At 73.0% G+C, this 16,192-nt stretch carries 11 protein-coding genes; 8 read left to right on the top strand and 3 right to left on the bottom strand.

The features are described from left to right. Positions 1 to 101 precede the first annotated feature (101 nt). On the bottom strand, positions 102 to 968 hold the full coding sequence (locus tag ABT154_RS11505; protein ID WP_351855870.1) for a (2Fe-2S)-binding protein: 867 nt from the start codon (positions 966 to 968) through the stop codon (positions 102 to 104). 194 nt (positions 969 to 1,162) lie between these two features. On the opposite strand from ABT154_RS11505, the gene ABT154_RS11500 reads away from it, so the two are divergent. Continuing rightward, positions 1,163 to 1,996: a GntR family transcriptional regulator gene (locus ABT154_RS11500; protein ID WP_351855868.1), complete on the top strand. Its 834-nt coding sequence runs from the start codon at positions 1,163 to 1,165 to the stop codon at positions 1,994 to 1,996. 65 nt (positions 1,997 to 2,061) lie between these two features. Then, on the top strand, positions 2,062 to 3,750 hold the full coding sequence (locus tag ABT154_RS11495; RefSeq protein WP_351855865.1) for a hypothetical protein: 1,689 nt from the start codon (positions 2,062 to 2,064) through the stop codon (positions 3,748 to 3,750). 67 nt (positions 3,751 to 3,817) lie between these two features. On the opposite strand, the gene ABT154_RS11490 is transcribed toward ABT154_RS11495, so the two are convergent. Together ABT154_RS11490 and ABT154_RS11485 are read right to left on the bottom strand one after the other, a co-directional pair. After that, the gene (locus ABT154_RS11490; RefSeq protein ID WP_317878980.1) at positions 3,818 to 4,603 is read right to left on the bottom strand and encodes a hypothetical protein; all 786 of its coding nucleotides are present in this window, start codon (positions 4,601 to 4,603) and stop codon (positions 3,818 to 3,820) included. Between the two features lie 290 nt (positions 4,604 to 4,893). Beyond that, complete coding sequence (locus tag ABT154_RS11485; RefSeq protein ID WP_351855861.1) at positions 4,894 to 6,591, bottom strand: PucR family transcriptional regulator; 1,698 nt, start codon at positions 6,589 to 6,591, stop codon at positions 4,894 to 4,896. Between the two features lie 308 nt (positions 6,592 to 6,899). On the opposite strand from ABT154_RS11485, the gene ABT154_RS11480 reads away from it, so the two are divergent. The 6 genes from ABT154_RS11480 (at position 6,900) to ABT154_RS11455 (ending at position 16,163) form a co-directional block, all read left to right on the top strand. After that, positions 6,900 to 7,790, top strand: coding sequence for an FAD binding domain-containing protein (locus tag ABT154_RS11480; RefSeq protein ID WP_351855859.1), 891 nt, complete (start codon positions 6,900 to 6,902; stop codon positions 7,788 to 7,790). A 2-nt stretch (positions 7,791 to 7,792) separates the two neighbouring features. Continuing rightward, on the top strand, positions 7,793 to 8,416 hold the full coding sequence (locus ABT154_RS11475) for a (2Fe-2S)-binding protein (protein WP_351855856.1): 624 nt from the start codon (positions 7,793 to 7,795) through the stop codon (positions 8,414 to 8,416). A gap of 2 nt (positions 8,417 to 8,418) precedes the next feature. Beyond that, positions 8,419 to 10,818 (top strand): xanthine dehydrogenase subunit D, encoded by a 2,400-nt coding sequence (gene pucD / locus ABT154_RS11470; protein ID WP_351855853.1) that lies wholly within the window; start codon positions 8,419 to 8,421, stop codon positions 10,816 to 10,818. A 348-nt stretch (positions 10,819 to 11,166) separates the two neighbouring features. Next, positions 11,167 to 12,633 carry an NCS2 family permease gene (locus ABT154_RS11465; protein WP_351855851.1) on the top strand — a complete coding sequence of 489 codons (1,467 nt, stop codon included), beginning with the start codon at positions 11,167 to 11,169 and terminating at the stop codon, positions 12,631 to 12,633. Positions 12,634 to 12,675: 42 nt separating this feature from the next. Next, positions 12,676 to 13,812, top strand: a complete 1,137-nt coding sequence (locus ABT154_RS11460; RefSeq protein WP_351855848.1) for an XdhC family protein — start codon at positions 12,676 to 12,678, stop codon at positions 13,810 to 13,812. Between the two features lie 164 nt (positions 13,813 to 13,976). Beyond that, positions 13,977 to 16,163, top strand: a complete 2,187-nt coding sequence (locus tag ABT154_RS11455; protein WP_351855845.1) for a pectate lyase-like domain-containing protein — start codon at positions 13,977 to 13,979, stop codon at positions 16,161 to 16,163. The last annotated feature ends 29 nt before the right edge of the window (positions 16,164 to 16,192 follow it).

The following is a 16,192-nucleotide window of genomic DNA, read 5'->3' as shown; positions in this document are numbered from 1 at the left end:
GGGCATACGAATAGGTGCGATCTGGTCGAACGCCCATGCGGGGAACGGGTTATGAGTTCGATTTACGCCACCCGTCCGGGTGGCGTAATCGTCCGGGAGCCTCAGGCTGTCGCGGCCAGTCGGCGGACCCGCTCGGCGTCGCAGGTGCGCGGACAGGTGAGACAGGCGTCCTCGGGGCGCAGCGTGTAGAAGAAGCAGCAGGTCGCCCGGTCGCGCGTGGCGCGCGGGGTGCCGTCGGGGTCCTCGGCGCCCGTCAGCTCGCGGAAGCCGGCGGAACCCGCGTACGGCTTGAACGGCTTGGCCGTCCCCGGCATGAGGAGGTCGAGCTCGGCCATCGCCCGGCCCTCCTCGCCGAGCAGGGCGCCGATGTACCAGAGGCCCTCGACGATCTCGTCCGTGGCCATGCCCCACAGGGCCCGGCGCCCGCGTCGCATCCGGGGGCCGAAGCCGTCGAGGACCGCCTCGAAGTGCTCGGCGAGCGAGGCGCGGACCTCGGCCCGCAGGGCGTCCTCGTCGGCGACCACCCGGGCGCCGGGCAGCGCCGCCGCGGGATCGTCCGGCAGACAGGCGAACTCCTCGACCCGGACCGCCATCCGGCCCAGGGCGCGCTGGAAGGACACGTTCCGGGCGGGCAGCCGGGGCGCCCTGCGGTCCAGGAACCAGGGGACGGTGACGAGCAGACAGGCAGGCCAGGCGTACCGGTGGAGTCCGAAGCTCGCGACCACGTCGGGGCGGGCCCGGGCGCCGTGGTCGCGCAGCACCTGCGCGTCGTCCCAGGCGAGGAAGGCGTCGAGGGCGGGGCCGCCGGCCGCCAGCTCGTCCGCGCCGACCCAGCCCGCGCCGCCCGGGAGCGGCTCGCCCCCGGCGGCTTCCTGTATGCGCAGGCCGGGGAAGACCTCGGCGAGCCGGGCGTAGGAGGCCGCGACGGGCGAGGGCGAGGGGGTGGGCAACAGGGCGGGGACGGTCATGGGGGACCACCGAATCGCGAGCGTTGGCAGGTAAGGCTTACCTTACCCGATTCGGAGTGCCCTCTCACCACCGGGGACCCCCTCCCACCAGCGGGGCAGCCCTCGCGCCCGGGATGCCGGTCCGTTCGCCTATGGTGCACAGAGGACCCCGGCGACGCGAGCCGGGCCCGGCACGAGGCCGCAGGAGGACCCGGGTGGAGCAGGGCGCAGCGCGCGAGCGGGCGACGGCGAGGCCGTCCCCGCCCTTCGGCGACGCCGTGCGCGTCCCGGAACAGGGCCGCGCGGCGGAAGCGGGGGAGCCTGCGGGCGCCCACGCGGAGCACGTACGGGGGGAGCACCCCCAGGGCGAGCCGATCGAGCCCGCCCGTGGCCGCATACCGACCGTCTCCCTCGCCCCCGCACCCCGCGTCGTACGCCACTCCGTGCGCGGACAGATCCTCGACGCCCTCCGTACCGCCCTCGTCGACGGCGAGCTCGTCCCCGGCGAGGTGTACTCCGCCCCCGCCCTCGGCGACCGCTTCGGCGTCTCGGCCACCCCCGTCCGCGAGGCCATGCAGCGCCTCGCCGTCGAGGGCGCCGTCGAGGTCGTGCCGAACCGCGGCTTCCGCGTCACCGAGCGGACCCCCCGGGAACTGGCCGAGCTCGCCGAGGTCCGCGCGCTCATCGAGGTCCCCGTCATGCTGCGGCTCGCCCGTACCGTCCCCGCCGCCCGCTGGGCCGCGCTCCGCCCGCTCGCCGAGGCGACCTCGACCGCCGCCGCCCGCGGCGACCGCGCCCACTACGCCGAGGCCGACCGCGCCTTCCACCGGGCGGTCCTCTCCCTCGCCGGGAACGAGCAGCTGCTCGCCGTCGCCGACGACCTCCACCGCCGCTCCCAGTGGCCCCTGATCAGCGCCCCCACCCTCCGGCACGGGGTGCTCGTCGCCGACGCCGCCGAGCACACGGCCCTCCTGGACGCCCTGATCGCCCAGGACCTGACCGTGGTCCAGGAGCTGGTGCGGGAGCACTTCACCGGATCGGAGTGCTGAGCGCCCCGGAGGACTAAGGTCATGGACGTCAGCCGCCCGTCATCGCGTCGCCCGTGAGGTGTCCCATGCCGTCCGCGACCCCGTCCCCGGCCTGGGACGGACGCCGACCCGTCACCGGTACGGAAGCCGAGGCCACGGCCCTGCTCGGCTGGCTCACCGATCCCGAGGCGCCCCGGCTGTGCCTCGTCACCGGCGCCCCCGGCAGCGGCAAGACGGCCCTGCTCGGCTGGCTCGCCCGGCACGGTCCGCGCGCCGGCCGGCCCCGCAGGCGTACGGCCCGGGTGCTCGTCCCCCTCTCCGGGCAGAGCGCGCTCGGCGCGACCTGGACGATCGCGGACCGGCTCGGCGTGGTGGCCAGATCCCCGGGCGACCTCGTGCACGCCCTCGCGACCAGCGACGCCCGGCCCGCCGGCCGCGCCGTCCTCCTCCTCACGGACCTCCACGCCGCCGCCGAACCCGAAGCGCTCACCCGGCTGATCGCCGAACTCGCGGGGGTGGGACGGGTCCGGCTCGTGGTCGAGGCCCGCAGCGGCACCCCGGCCCCCACCGTCCTGCGCGCCGAGCGCCGGGCCACCGTCGTGGACCTCGACGGCGCACCGGACCCCGACGGCGGTCCGGACCTCGTCGCGGACGCCCCCGCCGAGCCGGTCCGGCCGCTGCCCGACCTCTCCGACCCGGTCGCGGTCTGCGTGGCCGATCCGCTGCTCGTGACCACCGCCTACCTCGCCGGAGCCGCCGCCGCGGGCCTGCCCGGCACGCTCGACGGTCCCGAGGCGCCCGCCCGGCCCGGCGAGAACGCCGCCGAGGACCACGGCGGCCTCCGCGCCGCCTGGATGCGGGCCGGACAGTCGCTCTGCCGCGAACAGCCCCCGGCCGAGCGGGCGTCGGTGCTTCTCGCCGCCCTCGGCGACGGCGCGGACCCCCGACTGCGCCCAGCCCTCGCCGAGTTGGCGGAAGGCTCCCCCTGGCGGCTGCGCTGGGCCCGCCACCGCGGAGACCTGACCCCGCCCTGGCCGGGCCCCGTCACCGTGCTCGGTGCGGCGGGCGGCCCCCTGGAGGGGACCCTGCTCGTCGGTGACCGCACCGGCGCCGTACGGCTGCTCCACGAGGCCGACGCCAGTCCCGCCGGGCGCCTCGTGCACACCGTCCCCGGCCGGGTCACGGCGCTCGCGCCCGCGCCCGACGGCACGGTGCTGCTCCTGGACGACCGGGGCAGGCTGCACACCGTACGGGGGACGGCACCGCGCGCCCCCTATCTGGAGCGCCTCACGGAGGCCGTCTCGGCGACCCTGGCCCGCCACCCCGGCACGGCCCTCGCGGCCATCGGGGGCTCGGTGGTGGTCGGGGACCGGCTCGGCTCCGTACACGCCTTCGGGCTGCGGGGCCTGCACCAGGCGGCCTCGCACAGCGGCCGGGTGACGGCGGTGGCGGCGGTCGACTCCGAGACCCCGTTCGTCTGTTCCGGCGGCGCCGACGGGACGGTACGGCTCTGGACGCCGGGCCGCGACCCCCGCCCTGAGCCCCTCGCGGAGCGGCCCTCGCCGGTGGTCTCGGTCCACGCGACGCAGACCCCGCACGGCCCGCTGGTCGCCGCGGCCTGGTCCGACGGCCTCGTCGAACTGCGCCGCCCCGAGGGTGGCCGCACGCTCGCCTTCCGCCCGGGCCCCCCGGTCCGCGCGGTCGCCGTCACGGGCGCCGGCTCGCTGCTGATCGGCACCGACGAGAGCCTGGTGTGTCTGGTGCCGAGGAACTGAGCCGCTCCGGGGTTCGTCGACGACCCCGGAGCGGGGATTCGTCAACGTCCCTCCGGAGCGGCCGAGTTCAGGCCGTCCTGGGCGTGAGCTGGCTCGCGAGCCAGGTCGGCACCCCGCCCAGCAGACGGAAGAGGCGGCGGGCCTCGGCGCGCAGACGGCCCGCCTCCGGTTCCGTCTCCGTGGTGGCGAGGGCGGTCAGGGCCGGGGCCGTACCGACGAGGAAACCCAGCTCCTCCCGGATGCGCAGCGACTCCGCGAAACCGTGCCGGGCCTCCGCCAACTCCCCCTCCCGCAGGGCGAGTCCGGCGAGATGCCGCCAGGTGGAGGAGAGCAGCAGCGAGTCCCCCTGCGCGACCGCCCCGGCATGCGCCCTGCGGTACGCGGCGCGGGCCGCCTGCGGGGAGTCACCGAGGTTCTGCGCGATGAGTCCGCGCCGCAGGTCGAGCAGCGGCCGGCCCTCGGCGGCGGGCGCGATCAGCGCCGCCGCGCGGCCGAGCGCCATCCGCGCCTCGTCGGCCCGGTCGCGCACCCCGAGCAGCGTCGACGCGTAGGCGAGATAACCGCGTTCGCAGGCCGCGGCCCCGCGTTCCTCGTCGGTGCGGGCCACCGCCTCGGCCGCCCGGAGCGCCTCCTCGGCGTCGGCCCAGCCCTTCTCGGTGTAGAGGCAGCGCTCGATGAGCAGCGCCGCCCTTTCGAGCGCCGCGGCCGGTTCGGAGGCGTGCGGGGCGAGCAGCGCCGCCGCGTCCGTCCAGCAACCCCGGGAGCGGAGCCGCCATATGGCGGTCTCCACGGGAGTCTCCTTGCCGTAGGCGAGGGACGGATCTTCGCCGCCCCTTGATTCGGAACCAGACATGGCGGTATCCGCCACATTGCCCTCCCCGAGCGCGCCATTGAGCTGTTGAGTGAGACCCGCATCTCAGCACGAAGGGGAGTACCTGGCCAAGGGGTCAGGTGAAAGAATTCACAAGAGTCCGATGGATCGGGGCGCCGCCCGCCCCGGGGTGTCCGACAGGGCGTCAGATCGCCGTCGGGCCCGTGATCAGGCCTCGGCGAGGCCCCCGGCCGCTGCGGCCGAGGGGCGCCCACCGGCCCGGACGTCACTCCAGCGGACTCGCCCGAACGGGTGAAACGCGTACAGCCCGCTCAGCTCATCCTCAGGGCGAGGAAGAAGTCGAGCTTGTCCTCCAGACGGGAGAGATCGCGTCCGGTGAGCTGCTCGATCCGGCCCACCCGGTAGCGCAGCGTGTTCACGTGCAGGTGGAGGCGGGTCGCGCAGCGCGTCCAGGAGCCGTCGCAGTCGAGGAAGGCCTCCAGGGTCGGGATCAGCTCCGCCCGGTGCCGCCGGTCGTAGTCGCGCAGCGGGTCGAGCAGCCGGGCCGTGAACGCGCGCCGGACGTCGTCCGGCACGAACGGCAGCAGCAGCACGTGCGAGGCCAGCTCGTGGTGGCCCGCCGCGCAGACCCGGCCCGGCCGGGCGGCGGCGACCCGGCGGGCGTGCCGGGCCTCCTCCAGCGCCCCGCGCAGGCCCTCCGCCGAGTGCACGGCCGCGCTGACGCCGAGGGTGAGGCGCCCGTCGTCGGCGAGACCGGCGGAGAGCGGGGCCCGTACGGCGCCGAGCAGCACGTCCGCGTGCAGGCCGAGCGCGGGGGCCGGGCCGTCGTCCTCGCTGTCCGGCAGCGGGCCGGCGGCCAGCGGGACCAGGGCGATGGCCTCGTCGCCGCCGTGGGCCACCGCGATCCGGTCGGCGGACTCGGCGCCCACGGTCGCCGGGTCGACGAGGATCTCCTCCAGGAGCGCCTGGGCGACCGGGCCGCCGTCCACCGCCGAGCCCTGGCCGGCCTCCTGCTCCCAGTCGACCCGGGCCACGACCACCTGCCAGTGCGGGGCAGTACCGAGCCCGGGCAGCAGCACCGGGGCGGCGACCCGCAGCCTGGCGGCGATCTCGGCGGGCGCCGCGCCCGTCTGCACCAGCTCCAGGACCTCCTGGGCCAGCCTGCGGCGTACCGTACGGGCCGCGTCGCGCCGGTCCCGCTCGACGGCGATCAGCTGGGTGACGCCCTGGAGCAGGTCGAGCCGGGCCGCGGGCCACTCCCCGGCGTCCGCCTCGACGGCGAGCAGCCAGTCCGAGAGGACCGTCTCGCGCACGTCCCTGGAGGCCGGGACCGCGCCCCGGCCGGTGTTGCGGATCGGAAAGAGGGAGTACGTGGTTCCGCCCGTGACGATCCGGTGCGGGCCGCGGCGGCCGGTCCGGGTGGCCGCCAGGTGCTCACCGGCCAGGGTGGCGGCGAGCGCGGCCGGAAGGGGCTCGCCGGCGCCGGCGATCTGGCGGCCGGTGGGGGAGAGGACCCAGGCCCGCAGGTCCAGGTCGGAGCCGAGCAGGTCGAGGACGACCTCCGGGCCGCCGCCCGCGGGGCCCGAGGTCATGAGCCGGCGGTGCCGGTCGACGACGGCGGCCAGGTCCCCGGCCCGCTCGCCCGAGACCTGTCGAACAACGTGTTCGGTGATCGTCGCGAACGCAACGGACTCGTTCACCGCGAACAGCGGGAGCCGATGGCGCGAACACGCCTGTACGAGATCGTCGGGGATGCTCCCGAGCTCCGCCTCGCCTGCCGCGAGCGCCGCGACCCCGGCCGCGGCCAGGATGCGGGCGAACGGCTCGGCGTCGGTCGGCTCCCGCAGCCACGCGAGGCCTGTGAGGACCAGCTCGCCGCCGGAAAGGTACCGGCTGGGGTCCTTGAGGTCCGTCGTCATCACGCCGCGGACGGTGCGGTCCAGCTCGTCCTCGCCGCCGAGCAGGCGCAGCCCGAGCGCGTCGTTCTCCAGCAGTGCGCGCAGCCGCATCGTGTCGCCGCCGTTCCTGATCAGTGGGTGGTGGGGGTGTCCCGTTGTCGACGGTGGAGTGGTGTCACCGTTTCCAGGGGAAAACAGCGAGGTGACTGTTCCCCGCCTTTCGTTCGAATCTACAAGACGACGACGGGACCCAGCCAACTCCTTCATGTTTTCGGTGACTGCACCCGGGCGAGCGTGGGCTTGTGTACTAGGCCACACACCGCGTTAACACCACATGAACATGAAGTCGAGGGCCGGCCGTCCCCCCGGAACCCTGCTGAACGACCCCCGATCACCAGAATCACTAGAAGAGAGCCACCATGGACTTCCTTCGCCCCGCCAGCTGGGAGGAGGCGCTCGCCGCCAAGGCAGAGCACCCCACGGCCGTGCCCCTCGCGGGTGGCACGGACGTGATGGTCGAGATCAACTTCGACCACCGGCGGCCCGAGTACCTCCTGGACCTGAACCGCGTCGAGCTGCTGCGCGAGTGGGAGGTCGGCGAGGAGAACGTCCGCCTCGGCGCTTCCGTTCCGTACACCCAGATCATGGAGAACCTCCGCGCCGAGCTGCCCGGTCTGGCGCTCGCCTCGCACACGGTCGCCTCCCCGCAGATCCGTAACCGCGGCGGCGTCGGGGGCAACCTCGGCACCGCCTCGCCCGCCGGCGACGCCCACCCGGCGCTGCTCGCCGCGGGCGCCGAGGTCGAGGTCGAGTCGGTGCGCGGCACCCGGTTCATCCCGATCGACGAGTTCTACACGGGTGTGAAGCGCAACGCGCTCCAGCCCGACGAGCTCATCAAGACCGTCCACATCAAGAAGGCGGACGGCCCCCAGCAGTACTCCAAGGTCGGCACCCGCAACGCGATGGTCATCGCGGTCTGCGCCTTCGGCCTGGCCCTGCACCCGGAGGCCCGGACCGTGCGCACCGGCATCGGCTCCGCCGCGCCGACCCCGATCCGTGCCAAGGAGGCCGAGGCCTTCCTGAACGCGGCTCTGGAGGAGGGCGGCTTCTGGGACAACGGCAAGATCATCACCCCGTCGGTCGCCAAGCAGTTCGCCGACCTCTGTTCGGCCGCCGCCAACCCGATCGACGACGTCCGAGGCACCGCCAAGTACCGCCGCCACGCCGTCGGCATCATGGCCCGCCGCCAGCTCGGCTGGACCTGGGAGCAGTACCGCGGCGCCGGCCGCACGCTTGAGGGAGCTGCATGACCATGCGCGTCAATTTCACGGTCAACGGTCGTCCGCAGGAAGCCGACGACGTCTGGGAGGGCGAGTCCCTCCTCTACGTTCTGCGTGAGCGTCTGGGTCTGCCCGGCTCCAAGAACGCCTGCGAGCAGGGCGAGTGCGGTTCCTGCACCGTCCGTCTCGACGGAGTGCCGGTCTGCTCCTGTCTCGTCGCGGCCGGTCAGGTCGAGGGCCGCGAGGTCGTCACCGTCGAAGGCCTCGCCGAGTTCGCCAAGGACCGCGCGGAGCACACCGGTTGCGCCTCCGGCACCTGTGGCACCTCGCTGGACGCCGCCAAGAGGTGGGAGGCGCACCCGTCCCACGGCGAGCTCCGCCCGCGGGCCGGCCAGGACTCGCAGACCGGCGAGGGTGTCGAACTCTCCCCGATCCAGCAGGCGTTCATCGACGCCGGCGCCGTGCAGTGCGGCTTCTGCACCCCCGGCCTGCTGGTCGCGGCCGACGAGATGCTGGAACGCAACCCGTCCCCGACGGACGCGGACATCCGTGAGGCGCTCTCCGGCAACCTCTGCCGCTGCACCGGTTACGAGAAGATCCTCGACGCGGTCCGCCTCGCGGCCGCTCGCCAGGAGCGTCAGGGAGAGGCGGTCTGACGATGACTCAGAACACGCGCACGACCCCGGTGGGCACGCCCACCGACGTCACCCAGAACCACGTCAAGGGCGGCATCGGCGAGTCCACGCTCCGCCCGGACGGCACCCTCAAGGTCACCGGCGAGTTCGCGTACTCCTCCGACATGTGGCACGAGGACATGCTCTGGGGCCAGATCCTGCGCTCCACGGTCGCGCACGCCGAGATCCTGTCCATCGACACCTCCGAGGCCCTCACGATGGACGGCGTCTACGCCGTCCTGACGCACGAGGACCTGCCGGCCGCGAAGAACTACGGCATGGAGTTCCAGGACACCCCGGTCCTCGCGTACGGCAAGGTCCGTCACCACGGTGAGCCGGTCGCCCTCGTGGCCGCCGACCACCCGGAGACCGCCCGCCGCGCCGCCGCGAAGATCAAGATCGACTACCGGGAGCTCCCGGTCATCACGGACGAGGCCTCGGCCACCGCTCCGGACGCGATCCTGGTCCACGAGGGCCGCGACGACCACCACTCCGGTCACGTCCCGCACCCGAACATCGTGCACCGCCAGCCGATCATCCGCGGCAACGTCGCCGAGGCCGCCGAGCGCGCCGATGTCATCGTCACCGGCGAGTACACCTTCGGCATGCAGGACCAGGCCTTCCTCGGCCCGGAGTCCGGCCTCGCCGTACCGGCCGAGGACGGCGGCGTCGACCTGTACGTCGCCACCCAGTGGCTGCACTCGGACCTCAAGCAGATCGCGCCCTGCCTCGGCCTGCCCGAGGAGAAGGTCCGGATGACGATGGCCGGCGTCGGCGGCGCGTTCGGCGGTCGCGAGGACATCTCCATGCAGATCCTCGCGTCCATCCTCGCGCTGCGCACCGGCAAGCCGGTGAAGATGGTCTACAACCGGTACGAGTCCTTCTTCGGCCACGTCCACCGGCACCCGGCGAAGCTCTGGTACGAGCACGGCGCCACCAAGGACGGCAAGCTCACGCACATGAAGTGCAGGATCGTGCTCGACGGCGGCGCGTACGCCTCGTCCACGGCCTCCGTCGTCGGCAACGCCTCCTCCCTCTCGGTCGGCCCGTACGTCATCGAGGACGTCGAGATCGAGGCGATCGGCCTCTACACCAACAACCCGCCCTGCGGCGCCATGCGCGGCTTCGGCGCGGTCCAGGCCTGCTTCGCCTACGAGGCCCAGATGGACAAGCTCGCGGCGAAGCTGGGCATGGACCCGGTGGAACTGCGCCAGCTCAACGCCATGGAGCAGGGAACGATCATGCCGACCGGCCAGGTCGTGGACTCGCCCGCCCCCGTCGCCGAGCTGCTGCGCCGGGTCAAGGCCCGCCCGATGCCGCCGGAGCGCCAGTGGGAGACCGCCGGCGAGGGCGCGGACGTCCGCGCGCTGCCGGGCGGCCTGTCCAACACCACCCACGGCGAGGGTGTCGTGCGGGGTGTCGGCTACGCCGTCGGCATCAAGAACGTCGGCTTCTCCGAGGGCTTCGACGACTACTCCACGGCGAAGATCCGCATGGAGGTCATCAACGGCGAGGCCGTCGCCACCGTCCACACCGCGATGGCGGAGGTCGGCCAGGGCGGCGTCACCATCCACGCGCAGATCGCCCGCACCGAGCTCGGCGTCCAGCAGGTCACCATCCACCCCGCCGACACCCAGGTGGGCTCGGCCGGTTCGACCTCCGCGGGCCGCCAGACGTACATGACCGGCGGCGCCATCAAGAACTCCTGCGAGATCGTCCGCGAGCAGGTCCTGGAGATCGGCCGGCGCAAGTTCGGCTCGTACCACCCCGCCTGGGCCAACGCCGAACTCCTCCTGGAGGACGGCAAGGTCGTCACCGACGGCGGCGAAGCCCTCGCCACCATCGCGGACGTCCTGGAGGACCGGGCCGTGGAGGTCGAGGAGGAGTGGCGGCACCGCCCCACCCAGGCCTTCGACCTCGTCACGGGCCAGGGCGACGGCCACGTCCAGTACGCCTTCGCCGCGCACCGCGCGGTGGTGGAGGTCGACACCGAGCTGGGCCTCGTCAAGGTGATCGAGCTGGCCTGCGCCCAGGACGTCGGCAAGGCGGTCAACCCGCTCTCCGTCGTCGGCCAGATCCAGGGTGGCACCACCCAGGGCCTGGGCGTCGCGGTGATGGAGGAGATCATCGTCGACCCGAAGACCGCGAAGGTGCGCAACCCCTCCTTCACGGACTACCTCATCCCCACCATCCTCGACACGCCGACCATCCCGGTCGACTACCTCGAGCTTGCCGACCCCAACGCGCCGTACGGCGTCCGGGGCATCGGAGAGGCTCCGACCCTGTCGTCCACCCCGGCCGTCCTCGCGGCGATCCGGGCGGCGACGGGCCTGGAGCTCAACAAGACGCCGGTACGCCCCGAGGCGCTCACCGGCACCCTGTAGGACCCTCCGGGCGGTCCGTGCCTCCCGAGGAACCCCACACTTCCCCGCCCGCACCGCCCGGAGCCCCCACGGCAGTACCCGCGTCGCCGCGGTACTCCGCAACGACCGAAGTACCGCATCACGGCAGTACCCCCGTCACACCGCAGTACCCGCACCACCCCGTAACACCGCAGTACCCGCACCACCCCGTAACACCGCAGTACCCCGCAGTACCGATCCATCCCGTTCGTCTCGGGCCGTCCCCCGGGTCGTGCGGCCCACGCACCATCCCAAATCCCGCAGCTTCACCAGACCAGATCCCTTCGAAGTCTGACGCGGGTGCCCCTTTGAACCTTGGGAGCAGGCCCCATGACCCAGTCGTCAGTGGAGCCCAAGACCAGCGCCGATGACGCGGGCTCCGGCTCGCGCAATCCCGCCGGCAGGTCTTGGCTCGACCGGTACTTTCACATCTCGGAGAGAGGATCCACCGTCGCGACGGAGATCCGCGGCGGCGTCACCACCTTCATGGCGATGGCGTACATTCTCCTGCTCAACCCCCTGATCCTCAGTGGCAAGGACGTCAACGGCCAGCTCCTGAGCCAGCCGGCGCTCATCACCGCCACCGCCCTCGCGGCAGCCGCGACGACCCTGCTCATGGGTTTCTGGGGCAAGGTCCCCCTCGCGCTCGCCGCCGGCCTCAGCGTCTCCGGCGTCATGGCCTCGCAGGTCGTGCCGGTCATGACCTGGCCGCAGGCCATGGGCATGTCCGTGGCGTACGGCGCCGTGATCTGTCTCCTGGTGGTCACCGGCCTCCGCGAGATGATCATGAACGCGATCCCACTCGCGCTCAAGCACGCCATCACCATCGGCATCGGCCTCTTCATCGCGATCATCGGCTTCGTGAAGGCCGGCTTCGTGCACGAGAACCCCGCCCCGGGCGGCGGTCCGGTGTCCCTCGGCCCGGCCGGTGAGCTCATGGGCTGGCCCGTCCTGATCTTCGCCTTCACCCTGCTGCTGATCTTCGCCCTCCAGTCCCGCGACATCCCCGGCGCGATCCTGATCGGCATCGTCGCGGGCACCGTCGTCGCGGTCGTCCTGAACGCGGTCGCGGACATCCCGGCCAAGGCCTGGTTCTCCGGCCCGCCGGAGCTCGGCGGCAGCGCGGTCTCCGCCCCGGACTTCTCCCTCTTCGGGGACGTGTCCTTCAGCGGCTGGGGCGACGTCGGCTACATCACCATCAGCATGATCGTCTTCACCCTGGTGCTCGCCGGCTTCTTCGACGCCATGGCGACCATCCTGGGCGTCGGCACCGAGGCCAAGCTCGCCGACGACAAGGGCCGGATGCCCGGCCTCTCGAAGGCCCTGTTCATCGACGGCGCCGGCGGTATCGTCGGTGGTGTGGGCGGAGCCTCCGGGCAGACGGTCTTCGTCGAGTCCGCGACCGGCGTCGGCGAGGGTGCCCGCACGGGTCTGGCCTCCGTGGTCACCGGCGGATTCTTCGCCCTCTGCCTCTTCTTCACGCCGCTGACCGCGATCGTGCCGCAGGAGGTCGCCGCCGCGGCCCTGGTCGTCATCGGCTCGATGATGATGCAGAACGCCAAGCACGTCGACTGGAGCGACCGCTCCGTCGCGATCCCGGTGTTTCTCACCGTGGTCCTCATGCCCTTCACGTACACGATCACCACGGGTGTGGCGGCCGGCGTGATCTCCTACGTCGTGATCAAGGCGGCGCAGGGCAAGGCACGCGAGGTCGGCGCCTTCATGTGGGGCCTGACCGCGATCTTCATCGTGTACTTCGCGATCCATCCCATCGAGAGCTGGCTCGGCGTCAGCTGACGCCCCCGCCGCCCTCCCCGCACCTGTCAGAGGAGAACCGAGATGCTGGACATCGCCGAAGAGCTGCACCGGTGGGTCGAGCAGGGACGTGCCTTCGCCGTCGCCACCGTGGTGGCCGTCGGCGGGAGCGCGCCCCGGCAGCCGGGCGCCGCCCTCGCCGTCGACAGCGAGGGCACGGCGATCGGATCGGTCTCCGGCGGGTGTGTGGAGGGGGCGGTGTACGACCTGTGCGTGCAGGCCCTCGAAGACGGCGGGACCGTCGTCGAGCGCTTCGGGTACAGCGACGAGGACGCCTTCGCGGTCGGTCTGACCTGCGGCGGCGTCATCGACATCCTCGTCACACCGGTGCGCGGCGGGGTCGTCCCCGCCGCGCTCGGCGCCGCGGCCACGGGGGAGGCGGCGGCCCTCGCCCGGATCGTCTCCGGACCCGAGGGCCTGATGGGCCGCGCCCTGCTGGTCCGCCCCGACGGCTCGTACGAGGGGAAGCTCGGCGGCCACCCCGAGCTGGACCGCACGGCGGCGGCCGAGGCCCGCGCGATGCTCGACGCGGGCCGCACCGGCACCGTGGAGATCGGCGAGGACGGCAGCCGCTGCGGACAGCCGCTGACCCTGCTCGTCGAGTCCTCCGTGCCCGCCCCGCGCATGATCGTCTTCGGTGCGATCGACTTCGCCGCCGCGCTGGTGCGGGTGGGCAAGTTCCTCGGCTACCACGTCACCGTGTGCGACGCGCGGCCCGTCTTCGCGACGCCGGCCCGATTCCCCGAGGCGGACGAGATCGTCGTCGAATGGCCGCACCGCTATCTGGAGTCGACGGAGGTCGACGGCCGTACGGTGCTCTGCGTCCTCACCCACGACGCCAAGTTCGACGTGCCCCTCCTGCACGCCGCCCTCAAGCTTCCCGTCGCCTACATCGGCGCGATGGGCTCCCGCCGCACCCACGAGGACCGCAACAAGCGCCTCCGCGAGGTCGGCGTCACCGAACTCGAACTCGCCCGCCTGCGCTCCCCGATAGGCCTCGACCTGGGCGCCCGCACGCCCGAGGAGACGGCCCTCTCGATCGGCGCGGAGATCGTCGCCGACCGCCGAGGCGGCACGGGCCGCTCCCTCACGGGCGCCCACACCCCGATCCACCACGACGGTCCACGCGAGCCGACGGGGCGCATCGGGTCGGTCGCCTAGCTGCTCACGGGAAGGCTCCGCCTCCCCGATCGCTCGGTACTTAATGCAAGTCAAAAGGAAAGTCGGTCAGATGCCTTGACCCCCTGCGGGGCAGCCGTCAGCATCTGCTGCGGAGAGCGCGCTCCCTTTCCCCGACTCCCCCTCATCCATGAGGAGATCGAGCCATGCCCGCAGCAGGCATCCGTCTCGCGCCGCCCCCGCCGTCCTCATCGCCACGTCGTCGCCTCACCGCCGTCGCCCTCGTCGCCGCGCTCCTCGCCGGACTGCTCGCGCTCGTCGCCGCACCCCCCGCCGAGGCCGCCCCCGTACTGCTCTCCCAGGGCAGGCCCGCCACCGCCTCCAGCCAGGAGAACGCCGGCACCCCCGCCGGCGCCGCCGTCGACGGTGACCCGGGAACCCGCTGGTCCAGTGCCTTCGCCGACCCCCAGTGGATCCAGGTCGACCTGGGCGCCCCCGCCGCCCTCAGCAGGGTCGACCTGCGCTGGGAGGCCGCCTTCGGCACCGCGTACCGCATCGAGATCTCCGGCAACGGCACCGACTGGACGACCGCCTACAGCACCGCGAACGGCCCCGGCGGCAACGAGTCCCTGCCCGTGACCGGCACCGCCCGCTACGTCCGCGTGCACGGCACCACCCGCGCCACCGGATACGGCTACTCCCTCTGGGAGTTCCAGGTCTACGGCACCGGCGACGGCGGCCCCGCCCTCCCCGGCGGCGGCGACCTCGGCCCGAACGTGCACGTCCTCGACCCCACCACGCCCGGCATCCAGGCCAAGCTGGACGAGGTCTTCGCCCAGCAGGAGTCGGCCCAGTTCGGCAGCGGCCGGCACGCGTTCCTCCTCAAGCCCGGCACCTACAACGGTCTCAACGCCCAGATCGGCTTCTACACCCAGATCGCCGGCCTCGGGCTGCGTCCCGACGACACCACGATCAACGGCGACGTGACCGTCGACGCGGGCTGGTTCGGCGGCAACGCCACCCAGAACTTCTGGCGCTCCGCCGAGAACCTGGCCCTGAATCCGGTCAACGGCACCGACCGCTGGGCCGTCTCGCAGGCCGCGTCCTTCCGCCGGATGCACGTCAAGGGCAACCTCAACCTCGCCCCCAGCGGCTACGGCTGGGCCAGCGGCGGCTACATCGCCGACTCGAAGATCGACGGCACCGTCCAGCCCTACTCCCAGCAGCAGTGGTACACCCGGGACAGCGCGATCGGCGGCTGGCTCAACGGCGTCTGGAACATGGCCTTCTCCGGCGTCGAGGGCGCACCCGCCACCGGCTTCCCCGACCCGCCGTACACCACGCTGGACACCACCCCCGTCTCCCGCGAGAAGCCCTTCCTGTACTGGGAGGGCGGCGAGTTCAAGGTCTTCGCGCCCGCCAAGCGCGTCAACGCCCGTGGCACCAGCTGGGGTTCGGGAACCCCGCAGGGCCAGTCGATCCCGCTCGGCCGGTTCTACGTGGTCAAGCCCGGCACCACCGCCGCCACCATGAACGCGGCCCTGCGCCAGGGCCTCCACCTCCTCCTCACGCCGGGCGTGTACCACGTCGACCAGCCGCTCCACGTCGACCGGCCCGGCACGATCGTCCTCGGTCTCGGCCTCGCCACGATCGTCCCCGACAACGGCGTCACCGCCGTGAAGGTCGCCGACGTCGACGGCGTCCGGCTCGCCGGCTTCCTCGTCGACGCCGGACCCGTCAACTCCCCGGTCCTCCTGGAGATCGGCCCGCAGGGCGCGGGCGCCGACCACGCCGCCGACCCGACCACCGTCCAGGACGTGTACGTCCGCGTCGGCGGCGCGGGCCCCGGAAGGGCCACCACCGCCATGGCGGTCCACAGCGACGACACGATCGTCGACCACACCTGGGTCTGGCGCGCCGACCACGGCGAGGGCGTCGGCTGGGAGACCAACCGCTCCGACTACGGCGTCCGCGTGTACGGCGACGACGTCCTCGCCACCGGTCTGTTCGTCGAGCACTTCAACAAGTACGACGTCGAGTGGTTCGGCGAGCGGGGCCGCACGATCTTCTTCCAGAACGAGAAGGCGTACGACGTGCCGAACCAGGCCGCCGTGCAGGACGGCCCGTACAAGGGGTACGCCGCCTACCGCGTCGACGACTCCGTGAACACCCACGAGGGCTGGGCGCTCGGCAGCTACTGCTACTTCGAGATGGACCCGACGATCCGTCAGGACCATGGATTCCGGGCCCCGGTGAAGCCGGGCGTCCGGTTCCACGACCTGCTGGTCGTCTCGCTCGGCGGCAAGGGCCAGTACGAGCACGTCATCAACAGCGTGGGGGCCCCGACCTCGGGAACCGCCACCGTGCCGTCCACCGTGGTCTCGTACCCCTGACCCCCCGCGGTTGAGGCGAAGGGCGGCGC

This window comes from Streptomyces sp. NPDC001728, assembly GCF_040297565.1.
Taxonomy (GTDB): domain Bacteria; phylum Actinomycetota; class Actinomycetes; order Streptomycetales; family Streptomycetaceae; genus Streptomyces.
This window is presented reverse-complemented; position numbering and strand designations above follow the sequence as displayed.

Excerpts from the sequence above, each read along its gene's own strand:
- ABT154_RS11505 (WP_351855870.1), bottom strand. The coding sequence starts at position 968 with ATGACCGTCCCCGCCCTGTTGCCCACCCCCTCGCCCTCGCCCGTCGCG.
- ABT154_RS11495 (WP_351855865.1), top strand. The coding sequence starts at position 2,062 with ATGCCGTCCGCGACCCCGTCCCCGGCCTGGGACGGACGCCGACCCGTC.
- ABT154_RS11490 (WP_317878980.1), bottom strand. The coding sequence starts at position 4,603 with ATGTCTGGTTCCGAATCAAGGGGCGGCGAAGATCCGTCCCTCGCCTAC.
- ABT154_RS11485 (WP_351855861.1), bottom strand. The coding sequence starts at position 6,591 with ATGCGGCTGCGCGCACTGCTGGAGAACGACGCGCTCGGGCTGCGCCTG.
- ABT154_RS11480 (WP_351855859.1), top strand. The coding sequence starts at position 6,900 with ATGGACTTCCTTCGCCCCGCCAGCTGGGAGGAGGCGCTCGCCGCCAAG.
- ABT154_RS11475 (WP_351855856.1), top strand. The coding sequence starts at position 7,793 with ATGCGCGTCAATTTCACGGTCAACGGTCGTCCGCAGGAAGCCGACGAC.
- pucD (WP_351855853.1), top strand. The coding sequence starts at position 8,419 with ATGACTCAGAACACGCGCACGACCCCGGTGGGCACGCCCACCGACGTC.
- ABT154_RS11465 (WP_351855851.1), top strand. The coding sequence starts at position 11,167 with ATGACCCAGTCGTCAGTGGAGCCCAAGACCAGCGCCGATGACGCGGGC.
- ABT154_RS11460 (WP_351855848.1), top strand. The coding sequence starts at position 12,676 with ATGCTGGACATCGCCGAAGAGCTGCACCGGTGGGTCGAGCAGGGACGT.
- ABT154_RS11455 (WP_351855845.1), top strand. The coding sequence starts at position 13,977 with ATGCCCGCAGCAGGCATCCGTCTCGCGCCGCCCCCGCCGTCCTCATCG.